Origin of the sequence: Pseudomonas schmalbachii (assembly GCF_017589465.1) — a bacterium.
GTDB lineage: Bacteria > Pseudomonadota > Gammaproteobacteria > Pseudomonadales > Pseudomonadaceae > Pseudomonas > Pseudomonas schmalbachii.
Genome location: NZ_JAELYA010000012.1, coordinates 1 through 17024, shown reverse-complemented (window position 1 = coordinate 17024; position 17024 = coordinate 1). Strand labels below are relative to the sequence as shown.

The 17024-nt window shown below is 65.8% G+C and carries 16 protein-coding genes and 1 rRNA gene; 3 read left to right on the top strand and 14 right to left on the bottom strand.

The window, feature by feature from the left end:
- Positions 1-118: 118 nt before the first annotated feature.
- Both dtd and pip read right to left on the bottom strand, forming a co-directional pair.
- A complete protein-coding gene (dtd, locus tag JFY56_RS23250; protein ID WP_208316647.1) occupies positions 119-556 on the bottom strand; it encodes a D-aminoacyl-tRNA deacylase in 438 nt (145 codons plus the stop codon).
- Positions 553-1524 carry a prolyl aminopeptidase gene (gene pip / locus JFY56_RS23245; RefSeq protein WP_208316646.1) on the bottom strand — a complete coding sequence of 324 codons (972 nt, stop codon included), beginning with the start codon at positions 1522-1524 and terminating at the stop codon, positions 553-555. Before pip ends, dtd begins: the two co-directional genes overlap by 4 nt.
- A 260-nt stretch (positions 1525-1784) precedes the next feature.
- On the opposite strand from pip, the gene JFY56_RS23240 reads away from it, so the two are divergent.
- Complete coding sequence (locus JFY56_RS23240) at positions 1785-2261, top strand: NUDIX domain-containing protein (protein WP_208316645.1); 477 nt, start codon at positions 1785-1787, stop codon at positions 2259-2261.
- Positions 2262-2442: 181 nt separating this feature from the next.
- Here JFY56_RS23240 and hutG read toward each other — a convergent pair whose 3' ends face one another.
- The 6 genes from hutG to hutU form a co-directional block, all read right to left on the bottom strand.
- A complete protein-coding gene (gene hutG, locus JFY56_RS23235; RefSeq protein WP_208316644.1) occupies positions 2443-3246 on the bottom strand; it encodes an N-formylglutamate deformylase in 804 nt (267 codons plus the stop codon).
- The gene (hutI, locus tag JFY56_RS23230; RefSeq protein WP_208316643.1) at positions 3239-4447 is read right to left on the bottom strand and encodes an imidazolonepropionase; all 1209 of its coding nucleotides are present in this window, start codon (positions 4445-4447) and stop codon (positions 3239-3241) included. The genes hutG and hutI overlap by 8 nt, the downstream gene beginning before the upstream one ends.
- 12 nt (positions 4448-4459) lie before the next feature.
- Complete coding sequence (locus tag JFY56_RS23225; RefSeq protein WP_208316642.1) at positions 4460-5854, bottom strand: purine-cytosine permease family protein; 1395 nt, start codon at positions 5852-5854, stop codon at positions 4460-4462.
- A gap of 70 nt (positions 5855-5924) precedes the next feature.
- Complete coding sequence (locus tag JFY56_RS23220; protein WP_208316641.1) at positions 5925-7070, bottom strand: acyl-CoA dehydrogenase family protein; 1146 nt, start codon at positions 7068-7070, stop codon at positions 5925-5927.
- Positions 7067-8239: a CaiB/BaiF CoA transferase family protein gene (locus JFY56_RS23215; protein ID WP_208316640.1), complete on the bottom strand. Its 1173-nt coding sequence runs from the start codon at positions 8237-8239 to the stop codon at positions 7067-7069. Before JFY56_RS23215 ends, JFY56_RS23220 begins: the two co-directional genes overlap by 4 nt.
- Positions 8240-8249: 10 nt before the next feature.
- On the bottom strand, positions 8250-9929 hold the full coding sequence (gene hutU / locus JFY56_RS23210; RefSeq protein ID WP_208316639.1) for a urocanate hydratase: 1680 nt from the start codon (positions 9927-9929) through the stop codon (positions 8250-8252).
- Between the two features lie 409 nt (positions 9930-10338).
- Here hutU and hutH point away from each other — a divergent pair, with 409 nt between their 5' ends.
- On the top strand, positions 10339-11868 hold the full coding sequence (gene hutH, locus JFY56_RS23205) for a histidine ammonia-lyase (RefSeq protein WP_208316638.1): 1530 nt from the start codon (positions 10339-10341) through the stop codon (positions 11866-11868).
- Positions 11869-11949: 81 nt separating this feature from the next.
- Here hutH and JFY56_RS23200 read toward each other — a convergent pair whose 3' ends face one another.
- Both JFY56_RS23200 and hutC read right to left on the bottom strand, forming a co-directional pair.
- Positions 11950-12534: a HutD/Ves family protein gene (locus tag JFY56_RS23200; protein ID WP_208316637.1), complete on the bottom strand. Its 585-nt coding sequence runs from the start codon at positions 12532-12534 to the stop codon at positions 11950-11952.
- On the bottom strand, positions 12531-13283 hold the full coding sequence (gene hutC / locus JFY56_RS23195) for a histidine utilization repressor (protein WP_208316636.1): 753 nt from the start codon (positions 13281-13283) through the stop codon (positions 12531-12533). The genes JFY56_RS23200 and hutC overlap by 4 nt, the downstream gene beginning before the upstream one ends.
- A 103-nt stretch (positions 13284-13386) precedes the next feature.
- Here hutC and JFY56_RS23190 point away from each other — a divergent pair, with 103 nt between their 5' ends.
- Complete coding sequence (locus tag JFY56_RS23190; RefSeq protein WP_208316635.1) at positions 13387-14751, top strand: formimidoylglutamate deiminase; 1365 nt, start codon at positions 13387-13389, stop codon at positions 14749-14751.
- 65 nt (positions 14752-14816) lie between these two features.
- On the opposite strand, the gene JFY56_RS23185 is transcribed toward JFY56_RS23190, so the two are convergent.
- The 4 genes from JFY56_RS23185 to rrf form a co-directional block, all read right to left on the bottom strand.
- Positions 14817-15071: a hypothetical protein gene (locus tag JFY56_RS23185; RefSeq protein WP_208316634.1), complete on the bottom strand. Its 255-nt coding sequence runs from the start codon at positions 15069-15071 to the stop codon at positions 14817-14819.
- 66 nt (positions 15072-15137) lie between these two features.
- Positions 15138-15746: a DUF924 family protein gene (locus JFY56_RS23180; RefSeq protein ID WP_208316633.1), complete on the bottom strand. Its 609-nt coding sequence runs from the start codon at positions 15744-15746 to the stop codon at positions 15138-15140.
- Positions 15746-16759, bottom strand: coding sequence for a class 1 fructose-bisphosphatase (locus JFY56_RS23175; RefSeq protein WP_208316632.1), 1014 nt, complete (start codon positions 16757-16759; stop codon positions 15746-15748). Before JFY56_RS23175 ends, JFY56_RS23180 begins: the two co-directional genes overlap by 1 nt.
- 188 nt (positions 16760-16947) lie before the next feature.
- Positions 16948-17024 (bottom strand): 5S ribosomal RNA (rrf, locus tag JFY56_RS24820); the annotation flags it as partial.

Below are 17024 nucleotides of genomic sequence, written 5' to 3'. Positions count from 1 at the left end.
CCGACCCCGGTCGGCAGGAATGATTCACCGTGCGTGACGGCGTCCTCCCGGGGAACCATTGTTTTGCGTGCAAGCGCATGACCATCGTCCTACGGTTCGATGACAAACAACCGTTCGCTCAGACCTCCAGCAGGAAGGTGACCGGCCCGTCGTTGACCAGGTGAACCTGCATGTCGGCGCCGAAACGTCCGGTAGCGACCAGCGGATGACGGACTCGCGCCTGTTCAACGAGATGATCGAACAGTTCGGCGCCCCGCTCCGGCGACGCCGCACTGGAAAAGCTCGGCCGCAGCCCCTTGCGGGTATCGGCAGCCAGGGTGAACTGCGAAACCAGCAGCAGGCCGCCGCCGACATCGCTCAACGAAAGATTCATTTTACCTTCATCGTCGGCGAACACCCGATAATTGAGCAGCTTATGCAGCAATTTCGCCGCAGACTCCTCATCGTCCCGAGGTTCGACAGCGACCAGCGCCAGCAGGCCATGATCGATGGCACCGACGACTTCCCCCGCCACTTCCACCCGCGCGCCGCGCACGCGCTGGATCAGACCTTTCATTCGGCCTCCGGCGGCACGTTCAGCAGGCGCCGGCCGATCTCGCTGGTGGCGCGCACCAGCGCATCGGTGATCCCCGGTTCCGCCGCCGCGTGGCCGGCGTCGCGGACGATCTGCAGCTCGCTGTTCGGCCAGGCCTTGTGCAGTGCCCAGGCGTTGTCCAGCGGGCAGACCACATCATAGCGGCCGTGCACGATGACGCCCGGCAGGTGGGCGATCTTGTGCATGTCGCGCAGCAGTTGGTCCGGTTCGAGGTAGCCGCCGTTGACGAAGTAGTCGTTCTCGATGCGCGCGATCGACAGCGCACGGTGCGGGTCGGCGAAGCGGTCGACGAGGTCCGGGTTCGGCCGCAGCGTGGCGGTGCGCCCTTCCCAGGTGGACCAGGCGCGTGCGGCGTGCATCTGGGCGATCTGGTCGGCGCCGGTCAGGCGCTTGTGGAAGGCCTTCATCAGGTCGCCATGCTCGTCCGCCGGGATCGGCGCCAGGTAGTCCTCCCAGTAGTCCGGGAACAGGCGGCTGGCGCCCTCCTGGTAGAACCAGAGGAAGTCCTGCGGACGGCACAGGAAGATGCCGCGCAGGATCAGCGCATGGACGCGCTCCGGATGCGTCTGCGCGTAGGCCAGCGACAGGGTCGAGCCCCACGAGCCGCCGAACAGCACCCACTTGTCGATGCCGAGCCGCTCGCGGATGCGCTCCATGTCCGCCACCAGGTCCCAGGTGGTGTTCTTCTCCAGGCTGGCGTGCGGGGTGGAACGGCCGCAGCCGCGCTGGTCGAAGGTGACGATGCGGTAGATGTTGGGATCGAAGAAGCGCCGCGACATGGCATCGCAGCCTGCACCCGGGCCACCATGGACGAACAGCACGGGCAGGCCGTCGGGGCTGCCGCTCTCGTCCACATACAGGACGTGCGGTTCCTCGACAGGCAGCTCGTGCCGGGCGTAAGGCTTGATTTCCGGATACAAAGATTGCATGGCGCGCTCCCGAATCAGTGCGTGCGGTCGTCCCTCGACCGGATGCCCATCCCTGGCTCTGCCGGGCATGATACTAGGGCCGGAGCAAAACCGATAAAGGAGTTCGTGCACTCTGCAAAAGAAGTTGATTCTTTTTTTCGGTTCAGTGGGACTCCGGACCAGGCCAGATGGAACGCGACGCTCTATATAGAGGGAAAGGCGCCACGAATCGCCTTTCGCGCCCGACATGACGCCCGGCAACCGATGAGGCCCGACCAGCGATGAATCCCGCCCTGCAACACCGTATCCGCGCCGCCGGCCTGCTGCTGCAGGATGATCGCATCCTGCTGGTCAAGCACCGGCTGCGCGACGACATCTACTGGATTCCACCGGGCGGCGGCTTCGAATCCGTCAGCGACCGTTCGACGCGGGACACGGTGCAGCGCGAGTGCATGGAGGAAACCGGCCTGGAGGTGGAAGTCGGCCCGCTGGTGTACGTCCGCGAATTCGCCGAGCCGCTGGCCGGGCGCTTCCACATGGAATTGTTTTATCGCGTGGACGCCTGGCGTGGCGAACTGGGCATGCGCAACCTGCTCGGCCTGGGCGGCGACGAGTTCGAAATCCTCGACGTGGCCTGGGTGCCGCGCGCGGAGCTGCCGCGGCTGGAGTCGTTCTACCCGGCGGAGTTGCTTGACGATGTCTGGGACAGGTTGGCGACGGCGGAGCCGGTGATACGGCATCTAGGGTTGCAAGCCTGACGGGTGCGCCGCGTAGGTTGGCGCTGAGCGCAGCGAAGCCCAACTACCCGGCGACGATGTAGCGCCGGGCTCCTCTCGTTGGGCTTCGTCGCTTCGCTCCTCAACCCAACCTACGGATCGGCCACGACGAGGTTTCGTAGGATGGGTTGAGCGCAGCGATACCCATGCGGCGTAGCCGCGATCAACGCCCGTACCGCTCCCGCCCCCAATCGATGAATGCCTGCAACAACTGGCGGATCACCTCCCGCGTCGGCCCTGCGAGATCCTCCCGATAACCGAACGGCGCGCTTTCATCCATGTAGTTGCACTGCGCCAGCTCCAGTTGCACCGCATGCACGTCCTGCTCCGGCTGGCCGTAGTGGCGGGTGATATGGCCGCCCTTGAAACGGCCGTTGAGCACATGGCTGTAGTTCGACACCCCGGCGCACACCGCCTGCAGGCGCTCGGCCAGTTCCGGCGCGCAGCTTGCGCCGGCGTTGGTGCCCAGGTTGAAGTCCGGCAGGCGGCCTTCGAACAGGTGCGGAATCAGCGAGCGGATGGAATGCGCATCCCACAGCAACGCATAGCCGAACTCCGCCTTCATCCGCGCCAGCTCCTCGCTCAGCGTGCGGTGATAGGGCGTCCACACTTCGGCCAGGTAGCGCGCCCTCTCCTCCTTCGACGGCGTCATGCCCTCGCGGTACAGCGGACGGCCGTCGAACAGGGTGTCCGGATAAAGACCGGTGGTGGCGGTGGCGTACAGCGGCTTGTCGTCGGAAGGCCGGTTGAGGTCGACCACATAGCGCGAATACTGCGCGGCCAGCACGCTGGCGCCCATTTCGACGGCGAAGTCGTAGAGGCGCGGGATGTGCCAGTCGGTATCGGCCAGCTCGCGCGCCTCGTCCACCAGGCCGGCTTCCACCGCCGGAGTCAGGCGGGTGCCGGGGTGCGGCATGCTGATCAGCAGCGGCACGCGACCGCGGCTGAAGCTCAATACGTTATCCACAGGTGACTTCCTCTGCGTGTCGGATGATGCGTTTCGGCAGATCGCCGCCGAGCCAGTAGGCCAGCTCCGCCGGGCGCTGGATGTCCCAGGCGACGAAGTCGGCGACCTTGCCGGCTTCCAGGCTGCCATAGCTGTCGCCCATGCCGAGGGCCTTCGCCGCATTCAGGGTGACGCCGGCCAGCGCCTCTTCCGGCGTGAGGCGGAAGGCGGTGCAGGCCATGTTCAGCATCAGGCGCAGCGACAGCGCCGGCGAGGTGCCGGGGTTGAGGTCGCTGGCCACGGCGATGGCCACGCCGTGCTTGCGCAGGGCATCCATCGGCGGCAGCTGGGTCTCGCGCAGGACGAAGAAGGCGCCCGGCAGCAGCACGGCGACGGTGCCGGCGGTGGCCATGGCGATGGCGTCTTCCTCGGTCATGAATTCCAGATGGTCGGCGGACAGCGCGTGGTAGCGCGCGGCGAGACTGGAACCGTGCAGCGAGGACAGCTGCTCGGCATGCAGCTTGACCGGCAGGCCAAGGCGCTGAGCTGTCTGGAACACCTTCTCCACCTGTGCCGGCGAGAACGCCAGGTGCTCGCAGAAGGCATCCACCGCGTCGATCAGCCCTTCACTGGCCAGCGCCGGGAGGATTTCCCGGCAGACCAGCTCGATGTAGTCGTCGGCGCGACCGGCATACTCCGGCGGCAATGCATGGGCCGCCAGGCAGGTGGCGCGCACCGTCACCGGCAGCGCCTCGCCGAGCCGGCGGGTGACGCGCAGCATCTTGCGCTCGCTGGCGAGGTCGAGGCCGTAGCCGGATTTCACCTCCAGCACCGTCACGCCATCGGCCAGCAACGAACGGGCGCGTCTGACCGCACTGGCCAGCAGTTCGTCCTCGCCGGCCTCGCGGGTCGCACGCACGGTGCTGGCGATGCCGCCGCCCTGGGCGGCGATCTCCGCATAGCTGACGCCTTCCAGACGCTGTTCGAACTCGCCGCTGCGGTCGCCGCCGAACACCAGGTGCGTGTGGCAGTCAATCAGCCCCGGCGTGACCCAGGCGCCGCCGAGGTCATGACTGCGCTGCACTTCATGCAGGGGCATTTCCGCGCGCGGGCCGATCCAGGCGATCTTCGCGCCGTCGGTGAGAATCGCCGCGTCCTCGATGATCGAGTACTTGCCACCGGCCATGGTCGCCGCGTGGCAGTTCTGCCAGAGCTGTTTCATCGGTTCCTCCACTCAGGCGGTCGGCAGTACCAGCCGCGCCGGTACGTGGCGGGCGTCGCGGCGCGCCAGCGGGTAGTAGATCAGCGCCGGCAGCAGCAGGCCGACCAGCCAGGAGATATCCACACCTCCCAGTTGAGCCACCAGCGGGCCTGCATAGAAGGCCGTATCGATGAACGGCATCTGCACCAGCACGCCGAACAGGTAGACACCGATGCCGGTCCAGTTCCAGCGCCCGTAGCGCCCGTCCGGATCGCTCAGCGCCGGAATGTCGTAGCGCTCGCGGGTGATGCAGTAGTAGTCGACCAGGTTGATCGCGCTCCACGGCGTGAAGAACGCCAGCAGGAACAGCAGGAACGACTTGAACGCGGCGAGGAACGAATGCTGCCCGGCCAGCGCCAGCGCGGTGGACAGGCCGACGATGCCGAGCACGAACACCAGGCGCTGCAGGCGGGTGATGGTCAGGTGGCCGCGGAAGCCGCTGATGATGGTGGCGATGCACATGAAGCTGCCGTAGGCATTGAGGGTGGCGATGGTGACCTTGCCGAATGCCACGCTGAAGAACAGTGCCGCCGCCATCAGCCCGCTGGCGCCGAGGCCGACCACATAGGCCACCGGTTGCCCGGAGAACTCCTTGCCGGCCAGCGCCGCGGCGAACACGCCGAGCACCATCGAGGCCTGGGAGCCGATCACCGAGCCGAGGCCGACGGCGAAGAAGGTCTTCGGCGCCGACGTGGCGCTCGGCAGGTAGCGCGAGTAGTCGGCCACGTACGGGCCGAAGGCGATCTGCCAGGACGCCGCCAGCGATACCGCGAGGAGGAAGGTGCTCCAGGAGAAGTGGCGGTTGTCCAGCAGCGCGCCGATGTCGTTGACCGACAGCAGGCGCACGAACAGGTAGGCGAAGGCGAGGATGCCGAGCACGCTGGCCGCCTTGCCGAGGATGTGGATGACCCGGTAGCCGCACACCGTGAGGATCACGATCACGGCGGCGAAGATCAGGATGCCGGCGGTGTCGCTGACATGCGCCAGCTGGCCGATGGCCTGGCCGGCGAGCACCGTGCCGGTGGCGTTGAAGCCGACGTACATGATGCACACCAGCACCAGCGGGATCACCGCGCCGAACACGCCGAACTGCACGCGGCTGGAAATCATCTGCGGCAAGCCGAGCTTCGGCCCCTGGGCGCCGTGCAGGGCCATCACCGCGCCGCCGAAGATCTGCCCGATCAGTAGGCCGATCAGCGACCAGAACACGTCGCCGCCGAGGACCACCGCCAGCGCGCCGGTGACGATGGCGGTGATCTGCAGGTTGGCGCCGAACCACAGGGTGAACTGGCTGAACAGGCTGCCGTGCCGTTCGCCTTCGGGGATGTAGTCGATCGAGCGGGTTTCGATCAGTGAATTGCCAGCCATTGACGCTCTCCTCGTGCGCGGCCGGCGTGCGGCCGCGCCTGTTGTAGTTATCCGAGTCGTATGCACGCCATTACTGGCGGGCGGCCTCCAGTACGGCGCGGGAGATGATGATCTTCTGTACTTCCGAAGTTCCCTCGAAGATCCGCAGGATGCGGGCGTCGCGGACGAAGCGCTCCAGCGGCAGGTCGCGGATGTAGCCGTATCCGCCATGCAGTTGCAGCGCGGCATCGGTGATGAAGCCGCAGGCTTCGGCGGCGAACAGCTTGGCGGTGGCCGATTCCAGGCTGAAGCGTTCGCCGCTGTCGCGCCGGGCTGCGGCCTTCATGGTCAGCATGCGCGCGGCTTCCAGCTGGGCGTGCATATCGGCGATGCGCCACTGGGTGCCCTGGTAGGCGGCCAGCGGTTTCGGACCGATCTGCCGCTCGTCCACCCATTTCAACGCGTATTCCATGGCCGCACGGGCGATGCCGAGGGACATGGCGGCGACTTCCACGCGGCCGCGATCCAGCACTTCCATGGCGGTGTGGAAACCCTTGCCTTCCTCGCCGAGCAGCGCCGATGCCGGCAGCCAGCAGTCCAGCGCCAGCTCGTAGATGGTGCTGCCGCGCAGGCCCATGGTCTTTTCCGGGTTGGCGAAGGTCACGCCGGCGGTGCCCTTCGGGATGACGAAGGCGCTGATGCCGCGGGCGCCGGCGTCAGCGTCGGTCTTGGCGTAGAGCACGATGAAGTCGGCTTCGCGGGCGTTGGTGATGTAGTGCTTGCTGCCACGGATGCGCCAGCCGCCTTCCTCGCGCACGGCGCGGGTGCGCATGTCCGCCGGATTGGAGCCGGCGGCCGGCTCGGTCAGGCCGAAGGCGCCGAGCAGTTCGCCGCTGGCGCAGCGCGGCAGCAGCTCCTGGCGCTGTTCCTCGGTGCCGCCGATGAGGATCGAATCGGTGGCGAGGAAGTGCGCGGTCAGCGCCGATGCGGTGGAGGCACAGGCGGCGGAGACCGCCTCGACCACCGCGCTCATCGCCAGGCTGCCGATGCCGAAGCCGCCGTAGGTCTCCGGCAGGTTGATGCCCATGAAGCCAAGCTCGCCGAGCGCCTGCATGCTCTCGGCGCAGAAGCTTTCGCTTTCGTCGTAGCGCTGCGCATTGGCGGCCAGCACGTCGCGGCAGACGCGCTCGGCGGAGTCGATGATCGCCTGCTCGGTGGCGTCGATGGTGAAATTCATTGCACTGCTCCAACTGCGTGATCGAGACCGAACGCGGCATTGGCTTCGCCCAGGCGGGGCGCGCGCGTCGTTGCGTGAGGCTTGCGCCCGTTGAAGAACACCGGCTGCGGCACCAGCGGTGGCTCGCCGTCGTCCTGTTGCAACAGCAGCTGGCGCACCTGCGCCTGCTCGCTGCCGGTGGCCTCGGCGAGGTTCCACACCGGCGAAGCGGGCACGCCGGCATCCAGCAGCAGGTCGCAGGCCTGTTCCACGCTGCGCTGGCCGGTCCATGCCTCGAGCTCGGCGCGCAGGGCCTGCTCGTTGCGGGTGCGCGAGGGGTCGTCGGCGAAGCGCGGATCGTCGGCCAGTTCGGAGCGGCCGATGCTTTCGCAGAAGCGGCGGAACAGCTTGTCGCTGGCCACGGCGATCACCACCAGCCCGTCGGCGGCGCGATAGGTGTCGAACGGCGTGGATACCGGGTGACGGTTGCCCACCAGTCCCGGCGCGACGCCGTTGGCGAACAGGTTGGAAAGCCCGGTCATCTGCATGCTCACCAGCACGTCGAACATGGCGACGTCGATGTACTGCGCGCTGCTGCCCTGATGCTCGCGGGCGAACAGCGCGCTGCTGATCGCCCAGGCCGCGTAGACGCCGGCGCAGAGATCGCCGAGCGCCTCGCCGCTGCGGGTTGGGCCGGTTTCGGGGAAGCCGCTCACGCTCATCAGCCCGGACATCGCCTGGGCGACGATGTCGTAGGCCGGGCGGCGCGACAGTGGGCCGTTCTGGCCGAAGCCGGAAATGCTCGCGTAGATCAGCTTCGGGTTGTGCTGTTTGAGGCTGTCGAAGTCGATGCCCAGGCGCTGGGTGACGCCGGGGCGGAAGTTCTCCACCACCACGTCGGCGTCGGCGACCATCTGCTGGAAGCGAGCTAGGTCGGCGGGCGCCTTGAAGTCCAACTCGACGCTGCGCTTGCCGCGGTTGATCAGGCCGAAGTAGACGCTTTCGCCGTCCTTGAACGGGCCGAGATGGCGGCTGTCGTCGCCATGCCCCGGCACTTCGAACTTGATCACCTCGGCGCCCAGGTCGGCGAGCATGGCGGTGCAGTGCGGACCGGCCAACACGCGGCTCAGGTCCAGCACGCGCACGCCAAGCAGCGGCCGGGCAGAGGGCATTTCAGTCACTGTGCTCATTCCTGCCCCCTCACTTGCCGGTGACCATCGGCAGATTCAGGCCCTGCTCTTTCGCGCAATCGATGGCGATCTGGTAGCCGGCGTCGGCGTGGCGCATCACGCCGGTGCCTGGGTCGTTGGTCAGTACGCGGGCGATACGCGCGGCGGCTTCGTCGGTGCCGTCACAGACGATCACCATCCCGGAGTGCTGGGAGAAGCCCATGCCCACGCCGCCGCCGTGGTGCAGCGAAACCCAGGTCGCGCCGCTGGCGGTGTTCAGCAGGGCGTTCAGCAGCGGCCAGTCGGACACGGCGTCGGAGCCGTCCTGCATGGCTTCGGTCTCGCGGTTCGGGCTGGAAACCGAGCCGGAGTCGAGGTGGTCGCGGCCGATCACGATCGGTGCCTTCAGCTCGCCGCTGCGGACCATCTCGTTGAACGCCAGGCCGAGCCTGGCGCGCTGGCCCAGGCCGACCCAGCAGATACGCGCCGGCAGGCCCTGGAAGCTGATGCGTTCGCGGGCCATGTCCAGCCAGCGGTGCAGGTGGGCGTCGTCCGGGATCAGCTCCTTGACCTTGGCGTCGGTCTTGTAGATGTCCTCGGCATCGCCGGACAGCGCGGCCCAGCGGAACGGGCCGATGCCACGGCAGAACAGCGGGCGGATGTAGGCCGGGACGAAGCCGGGGAAGTCGAAGGCGTTATCCACACCCTCTTCCTTGGCCATCTGGCGGATGTTGTTGCCGTAGTCGAAGGTCGGGATGCCCTGCTTCTGGAAGTCCAGCATGGCCTTCACGTGCACGGCCATGGACTGCTTGGCGGCCTTCACCACGGCGGCCGGCTCGGACTGCGCGCGGTCGCGATACTGTTCCCAGGTCCAGCCGATCGGCAGGTAGCCGTTGAGCGGGTCGTGGGCGCTGGTCTGGTCGGTGACCATGTCCGGGCGCACGCCGCGACGTACCAGTTCCGGCAGGATTTCCGCGGCGTTGCCGTGCAGGGCGATGGAGATCGCCTTGCCTTCGGCGGTGTATTTGGCGATGCGCGCCAGGGCGTCATCCAGGTCCTTGGCCTGCTCGTCGACGTAGCGGGTCTTCAGGCGGAAGTCGATGCGGCTCTGCTGGCATTCGATGTTCAGCGAGCAGGCACCGGCCAGGGTCGCGGCCAGCGGCTGGGCGCCGCCCATGCCGCCGAGGCCGGCGGTCAGTACCCAGCGGCCGGCGAGGTTGCCGTCGTAGTGCTGGCGGCCCGCCTCGACGAAGGTTTCATAGGTGCCCTGGACGATGCCCTGGCTGCCGATGTAGATCCAGCTGCCGGCGGTCATCTGGCCGTACATGGCCAGGCCCTTGGCGTCCAGTTCGTTGAAGTGCTCCCAGGTCGCCCAGTGCGGTACCAGGTTGGAGTTGGCGATCAGCACGCGCGGTGCGTTGGCGTGGGTCTTGAACACGCCGACCGGCTTGCCGGACTGCACCAGCAGGGTTTCGTCGTCGTTCAGTTCCTTGAGGGTGGCGACGATCTTGTCGTAGCACTCCCAGTTGCGCGCGGCGCGGCCGATGCCGCCGTAGACCACCAGTTCCTTCGGGTTCTCGGCCACTTCCGGATCGAGGTTGTTCATCAGCATGCGCAGCGGCGCTTCGGTCAGCCAGCTCTTGGCGCTCAGCTGGGTGCCACGCGGGGCGCGGATCTCGACGTCACGGAATTTGTTGCTCGGGTTGTTCATGGAAGCGGCTCCTGACTGGGGGTGGCAGGGAGGAATTTCTGCACACGTATTAACTTGTACATACAAGCATATGCATGATGAGGGCCAACCTTGCCGATGGGCTTGAAAAAACGCCTGTGCATATAAGGAAGCGCGCGTTTTCCGGAGCTTTTCGCCGGTGCGGACGAATGGCGGAACGGGATAGGGGAAAGTGAGGCTAGTGTTACCAAAACGGACATGGCTGCCACTTTTTGCAGCACGCGGCACTGTTCCAGGGCACGCGGTAACACATTTGCAGGAAGCGCTCGACCTGTTGCCAGGTCTCGCCGGGGAACGGCCGGCGACCGTGCTGTGACCGAGTGGTCTGGATATTGCCTATCCTGTCTATACAGGAATGTATCTATCCATTTGCGTTTTCCAGGATGTACCCATGACCCACTCCCTGCTCATCACTCCCGGCCAACTGACTCTCGACCAGCTTCGCGCCATCCACCAGCGATCCGCCGACATCCAGCTCGACCCGGCCTGCCGCGCCGCGATCGAGGCCAGTGCCCGCACGGTGAACGAGATCATCGCCAGCCAGCGCACCGTCTATGGCATCAACACCGGCTTCGGCCTGCTGGCGCGCACCTCGATTCCGGATGACCAACTGGTCACCTTGCAGCGTAACCTGCTGCTGTCGCACTGCACCGGCACCGGTCCGCTGCTGGACGATGCCACCGTCGGCCTGATCCTGGCGCTGAAAATGACCTCGCTGGCGCGCGGCTTCTCCGGCGTGCGCTGGGAGGTTATCGAGGCGCTGCACAAGCTCCATCAGGCGCGGGTCTATCCGTGCATTCCGTCCCAGGGTTCGGTCGGAGCATCCGGCGACCTGGCGCCACTGGCACACATGTCGGCCGTGCTGATCGGCGTCGGCGAGGTGCGCCACGAGGGGCGGGTGATGGATGCCGTCGAAGGCCTGGCCATTGCCGGTCTCGAACCGATGACGCTAGGGCCGAAGGAAGGCCTGGCGCTGATCAACGGCACCCAGGTATCCACCGCACTCGCCCTGCGCGGGCTGTTCGCCACCGAGAAGCTGTTCGTCTCAGCCGTGGTGGCCGGCAGCCTGACGGTGGAAGCGCTGAAGGGCTCCTATGCTCCGTTCGACCCGCGCATCCAGGCGGTGCGCGGCCAGCCGGGGCAGATCGACGTCGCCGCGCTTTACCGCGAGCTGTTGCACGACAGCGAGATCAACAAGTCGCACATCGACTGCAAGCGCGTGCAGGACCCGTACTCGCTTCGCTGCCAGCCGCAGGTGATGGGCGCCTGCCTCGACCACCTGCGCTTCGCCGCCGGGGTGTTCCTGCGCGAGGCCAACGCGGTGTCGGACAACCCGCTGGTGTTCAGCGCCGACGGCGACGTGCTGTCCGGCGGCAACTTCCACGCCGAGCCGGTGGCGATGGCGGCGGATGTGCTGGCGCTTGTAATCGCGGAAGTTGGCGCGCTATCGGAGCGACGCATTGCGCAGTTGGTCGATCCGGCGCTGTCCGGCCTGCCGGCGTTCCTGGTCAAGGAAGGCGGCCTGAACTCCGGCTTCATGATCGCCCAGGTCACCTCGGCGGCGCTGGCCTCGGAGAACAAGACCCTGGCCCATCCGGCCTCGGTGGACAGCCTGCCGACCTCGGCCAACCAGGAAGACCACGTATCGATGGCCACCTTCGCTGCCCGCCGCCTGCTGGACATGGCCGGCAACAGCTCGGCAGTGGTCGCCATCGAATTGCTGGCGGCTGCGCAGGGCGTGGAATTCCATCGGCCGCTACAGAGTTCGCCGCAGTTGAATGATGTGATCGCGCTGATTCGCAGCCAGGTCCCGCACTACGAGCAGGATCGCTACTTCGCCCCGGATATCGCTGCGGCGCGGGCGTGGGTGGAGGAAGGGACGTTCGAGCGCTGGGTGCCGTACTCCCGGCTGCATGCCTGAGCTCACGTAGGTTGGCGCTGAACGAAGTGAAGCCCAACATCCGGCTATGGTGATGTTGGGCTTCGCAAGCTCAGCGCCAACCTACGTAGGTGTCAATTCGATAAGGCAGCAATCGGATGGCTGTATGGAGCTCAGAACCAGCTCCGCCAACCCATCCCCACGCTCGACCTGCAGGCAATCGTGACGCTCAAGGGCGCCACATTCCTGACCATCCAGCCGCACCGCCAGGCCATTCCCTGCACTGAACAGCAGCACGGTCGGCGCCGAGGAAAACAACCGTTGCGTGCCGTCGACACGCAGCCATTGCAGGCGCGCGCTGTAGCGCTTCGGCGCATAGATCAGGTTGAAATCGCGGATCGCGCCACCCAGCAACCGGCACTGCACGGCTCTATCGCCGGAAAAGGCGAACGGATCGAGCGCATGCAGCGGCCGCGACTCCACGCCATCGACCGTCAGGCTCATACCTTCGCCTTCCAGCACGGTGATGATCCGCTGGTAGCCGTTGAACGCGGAAAATCCGCCGGACTCGCCGACATCGGCGATCGACAGCCGCCAGCCGAAGCCGTCCAGCCCGTCGCCGGCGTCACGGGTGATTTCCAGGGTGGTGCCGGCCCCGTTCTTCCAGGGCATGCGCGGGTAGTCCGCGGCGCGGAGCAAACGAATCATGAGTGGAATTTTCCCTCCAGTCGGTAACGCGAGCCCGGGTAGAGCAGCCGGGTACTCGCCACCACCACGCGACCGGCCCAGGTGCGCCGGCGGATCAGCAGGCAGGGTTCGCCGCGCTCGATCTTCAGCAACTTGCATTCGCTGGCAGAGCCAAGCACCGCCTCGACCACATGCTCGCCCTCGGTCATCGGCGCAAGGGCGGTGAGGTAGGCATTCGGCGTGATCCGGGTGAAGTCCTGCTTCAGGTAGTCCGGCGCCACCTGGGGATTCACGTAGCGTTCCTCGATCTGCACCGGCACTTCGTTCTCGAAATGCACGACCTGCGAGTGGAACAGCCGCTGGCCTTCGCGCAGATCCATGGCCATGGCGCGCTCAGGCGTGGCCTTGACCTCGTCGAGGACGATCACCTCGGAGCGATGGACATGACCACGACTGGCGATCTCGTCGGCGATGTTGTGCACTTCGAACAGCGCCGACTGGCCCTTGGGCTCGGCGACGAAGGTGCCGACGCCCTGCATGCGCACCAGCAGGCCATCGGCAGTCAGCTCCCGCAGCGCGCGGTTGATGGTCATGCGGCTGAAACCCAGTTCGCTGACCAGTTCGCTCTCCGACGGCACGCGGTAATGCGGTGGCCAGGCGCCGCTGGCGATCTGCTGGGTGATCATCTGCTTGACCCGCGCATAGAGCGGCGCAGGCATTTCCCCGAGCTGCGCCGCCAGCGGCGTTGGCGTGGACTGAGGTTTCGGCATCTGGGCGCTCCTTGGCGAGATGGCGCTGAACAGCAGTTTACGCACCCCATGAACATCTGTATATGTATATACAAATAAGTCCATGCGTGCAGGAGCATAGATTATGCCCGCCTATTACGCCGAACGCGCCCTCCTCCCCACGGGCTGGGAGCGGAATGTTCGTTTCGAGGTTTCTCCCGAAGGCCTGCTGAGCTCAGTAGAGATCGATGGCTCCGCGGAAGGTGCCGAACGCCTGTCCGGTCCGGTGCTGCCGGGCATGCCCAACCTCCACTCGCATGCGTTCCAGCGTGCGATGGCTGGCCTGGCCGAAGTCGCCGGCAATCCCAACGACAGCTTCTGGACCTGGCGCGAGCTGATGTACCGCCTGGTCGGCCGGCTCGATCCGGAGCAGGTCGGCATCATCGCCCGCCAGCTCTACATCGAGATGCTCAAGGCCGGCTACACCGGCGTCGCCGAATTCCACTACGTGCACCATGATCGCGACGGCAAGCCCTATGCCGACCCGGCCGAGCTGTCCCTGCGTATCAGCCAGGCTGCCGCCGACAGCGGAATCGGCCTGACCCTGCTGCCGGTGCTGTATTCCCACTCCGGCTTTGGCGGACAGGCGCCGAACGAAGGACAGCGCCGCTTCATCAACGGCACCGATGCCTACCTCGCGCTGATCGAACGTCTGCGCGCGCAGTTCTCCGGCCAGCCGTTGCAGGACGTGGGTCTGTGCTTCCACTCGCTGCGCGCGGTCACTCCGCAGCAGATCGCCGAGGTGCTGGTCAGCGACCGCAGCGACTGCCCGGTCCACATCCATATCGCCGAGCAACAGAAGGAAGTCGACGACTGCCTGGCCTGGAGCGGCCGCCGTCCGCTGCAATGGCTGTACGAAAACGTGGAGGTGGACTCGCGCTGGTGCCTGGTCCACGCCACCCATGCCGAAGCGGACGAAGTGACGGCGATGGCTCGAAGCAGGGCGGTGGCCGGACTCTGCCTGACCACCGAAGCCAACCTCGGCGACGGTATCTTCCCCGCGGTGGACTACCTGGCCCAGGGCGGACGCTTCGGCATCGGCTCGGACAGTCACGTATCTCTCAGCGTGGTCGAGGAACTGCGCTGGCTGGAATACGGCCAGCGGCTGCGAGACCAGCGGCGCAATCGGCTGTATGGCAGCGATCAGCCAATGGTTGGCCGCACCTTGTATGACTCCGCGCTGATTGGCGGCGCCCAGGCGCTCGGCCAGCCGACCGGAGCGCTGGAAGTCGGCAAGCGTGCCGACCTGCTGGTGCTCGATGGCCGCGATCCCTACCTGGCAACCGCCGAGGGCGATGCGACTCTCAACCGCTGGCTGTTCGCTGGCGGTGATCGTCAGGTACGGGATGTGATGGTGGGCGGGAAGTGGCAGGTCCGCGACGGTCGCCATGACCTGGAGGAACGCAGCGCGGCGGAGTTCGCCGGAGTGCTGCGGCAATTGCTGAACTGATCAGGTCCGAATGCAGCGAGGCCCAACGATGATGTTGGGCCTCGCTGCATTCAGGCATCCACTTCTTACTTCAGCCCCTGGCCGGAGAACAGCAGCACCTTGTCCCCGGCGTACTGCACGCTGATGAATACCTTGTCGTCACCCCAGGTACAGCTGGAAAAGCCGAGCGCACCGGAGCACTCAGCCGGCTTGCCGAGCAGGTCTTCCACTTCGCTCTTGAGCATGCCGGTCTTCAGCTTGGAGAAGTTCTCCTGGTTCACCTTGCTGCAGGCGGCCAGGACAATACACAGCGCAACCAGTGCGATACGACGGAAAGACATTGGAAACTCCTTGTGCGGGGCAGCCCATGCCATATTGGCACCAGGCAGAAGAATGCAGCCTTGGAGTCAGAAACGCGAGCCGGGTTCCGTGAGGAAACGCAGTTCCGCTTCGGTCGATGCGCGCTGGAGAATCGCGTTGCGATGGGGGAAACGGCCAAAGCGTTCGATCACCCGTTGGTGCCGCTGCGCCCAGTCCAGATAGTCGTCGAACAGCGCCCGCTCATCCTCTGGAGCCTCGTCGCACAGCTCCTGGTGCAACTTCACGCTGAGTGCCTGGCTGTGGATATCTTCGGCATGTTCCAGGACGAGAGAGACGAACACCCGCTCGATTCGCCGCAGCTTTCGGTCCAGTCCCTCGGCCAATCCACGGCGAACCAGTAGCTGCGCGCGAGCATCACCGGCATAGGCGCGTGGCGTGTCGCGGAAGATCATGCGCGGCAACTGGTCGAGCAGCAGGATCAGCGCGAGCCAGCCATCAGCCGACTGGCTCCACTCATCCAGACCACCATCCAGCGCCTGGCGTACCAGAGCGCCGAAACGGTTGTCGGCATCGACATCCTGGCAGGCATTCTTGCCAAACCAGAGGCGGCCGCGTTGCGCGGCTACCTCGGTCGCACCGAGCTCATCGCCGAACCACCAGTCCAGCAGTGGCTGCCAGGGCGTCGCTTCGCTCATCAGGCCTCGCGATGGTAGGCAGTGGCGCGCTCGACTTCTTCCTTGGAACCGAGGAACACGGCCACGCGCTGGTGCAGGTTCTCCGGCTGGATGTCGAGGATGCGCTGATGACCGTTGGTGGCGGCGCCGCCGGCCTGCTCGATGATGAAGGACATCGGGTTGGCCTCGTACATCAGGCGCAGCTTGCCGGGCTTCTCCGGCTCACGGGCATCGCGCGGGTACATGAAGACACCGCCGCGAGTGAGGATACGATGCACGTCGGCCACCATCGAGGCGATCCAGCGCATGTTGTAGTTCTTGCCCAGCGGGCCTTCCTTGCCGGCCAGCAGTTCGCTGACATAGCGCTTCACCGGCTCTTCCCAGTGACGCTGGTTGGACATGTTGATGGCGAACTCTGCGGTGCTTTCCGGCACGGTGACGTTCTCGTGGGTGAGCACGAAGCTGCCCAGTTCACGATCCAGGGTGAAACCCTTGACGCCGTTGCCGAGAGTCAGCATCAGCATGGTCTGCGGGCCGTAGATGGCATAGCCAGCGGCGACCTGGGTAGTGCCCGGCTGAAGGAAGGCTTTCTCATGCAGGCTGTCGTTCTGGCTCAGGTACTCCTGCGGGCAGCGCAGCACCGAGAAGATGGTCCCGACCGAGACGTTGACGTCGATGTTGCTGGAACCGTCCAGCGGATCGAATACCAGCAGGTAGGCGCCTTTCGGATAGCGGCCGGGAATCTGGTAGGGATGATCCATTTCCTCGGAGGCCATGCCAGCCAGGTTGCCGGCCCATTCGTTGGCTTCCAGAAGGATCTCGTTGGACATCACGTCCAGCTTCTTCTGCACCTCACCCTGCACGTTCTCGGTGTCCATGCTGCCAAGCACACCGCCGAGCGCGCCCTTGGACACCGCATGGCTGATTTCCTTGCAGGCGCGCGCTACTACCTCGACGAGGAAGCGCAGGTCGGCCGGGGTGTTGTGGCTGCGGGTCTGCTCGATCAGGTAGCGGCTCAGGGTAACACGGGACATGGAAGGCTCCGGAACAAGGAAAAAACTGGGCGCATTCTAGCGTGGAATCTGCGCCTGCGCTGTAAGGGTACGTAGCATCGCCACTCGCTTTGATGCTCTTGCACCACGGGCAGTTCCACCAAATTGGCTTTTTCCGCACGCAAAAGCAAAACCCCCGGTCATTGCTGACCAGGGGTTTCGGGATAGGTGCTTGACGATGACCTACTCTCACATGGGGAGACCCCACACTACCATCGGCGATGCGTCGTTTCACTGCTGAGTTCGG

Coding starts and splice junctions, on each gene's coding strand:
- hutI (WP_208316643.1), bottom strand. CDS start 4,447: ATGAAACAGCTCTGGCAGAACTGCCACGCGGCGACCATGGCCGGTGGC.
- pip (WP_208316646.1), bottom strand. CDS start 1,524: ATGCAATCTTTGTATCCGGAAATCAAGCCTTACGCCCGGCACGAGCTG.
- dtd (WP_208316647.1), bottom strand. CDS start 556: ATGAAAGGTCTGATCCAGCGCGTGCGCGGCGCGCGGGTGGAAGTGGCG.
- JFY56_RS23190 (WP_208316635.1), top strand. CDS start 13,387: ATGCCCGCCTATTACGCCGAACGCGCCCTCCTCCCCACGGGCTGGGAG.
- JFY56_RS23225 (WP_208316642.1), bottom strand. CDS start 5,854: ATGGCTGGCAATTCACTGATCGAAACCCGCTCGATCGACTACATCCCC.
- hutC (WP_208316636.1), bottom strand. CDS start 13,283: ATGCCGAAACCTCAGTCCACGCCAACGCCGCTGGCGGCGCAGCTCGGG.
- JFY56_RS23175 (WP_208316632.1), bottom strand. CDS start 16,759: ATGTCCCGTGTTACCCTGAGCCGCTACCTGATCGAGCAGACCCGCAGC.
- JFY56_RS23215 (WP_208316640.1), bottom strand. CDS start 8,239: ATGAGCACAGTGACTGAAATGCCCTCTGCCCGGCCGCTGCTTGGCGTG.
- hutU (WP_208316639.1), bottom strand. CDS start 9,929: ATGAACAACCCGAGCAACAAATTCCGTGACGTCGAGATCCGCGCCCCG.
- JFY56_RS23240 (WP_208316645.1), top strand. CDS start 1,785: ATGAATCCCGCCCTGCAACACCGTATCCGCGCCGCCGGCCTGCTGCTG.
- JFY56_RS23200 (WP_208316637.1), bottom strand. CDS start 12,534: ATGATTCGTTTGCTCCGCGCCGCGGACTACCCGCGCATGCCCTGGAAG.
- hutH (WP_208316638.1), top strand. CDS start 10,339: ATGACCCACTCCCTGCTCATCACTCCCGGCCAACTGACTCTCGACCAG.
- JFY56_RS23185 (WP_208316634.1), bottom strand. CDS start 15,071: ATGTCTTTCCGTCGTATCGCACTGGTTGCGCTGTGTATTGTCCTGGCC.
- JFY56_RS23220 (WP_208316641.1), bottom strand. CDS start 7,070: ATGAATTTCACCATCGACGCCACCGAGCAGGCGATCATCGACTCCGCC.
- JFY56_RS23180 (WP_208316633.1), bottom strand. CDS start 15,746: ATGAGCGAAGCGACGCCCTGGCAGCCACTGCTGGACTGGTGGTTCGGC.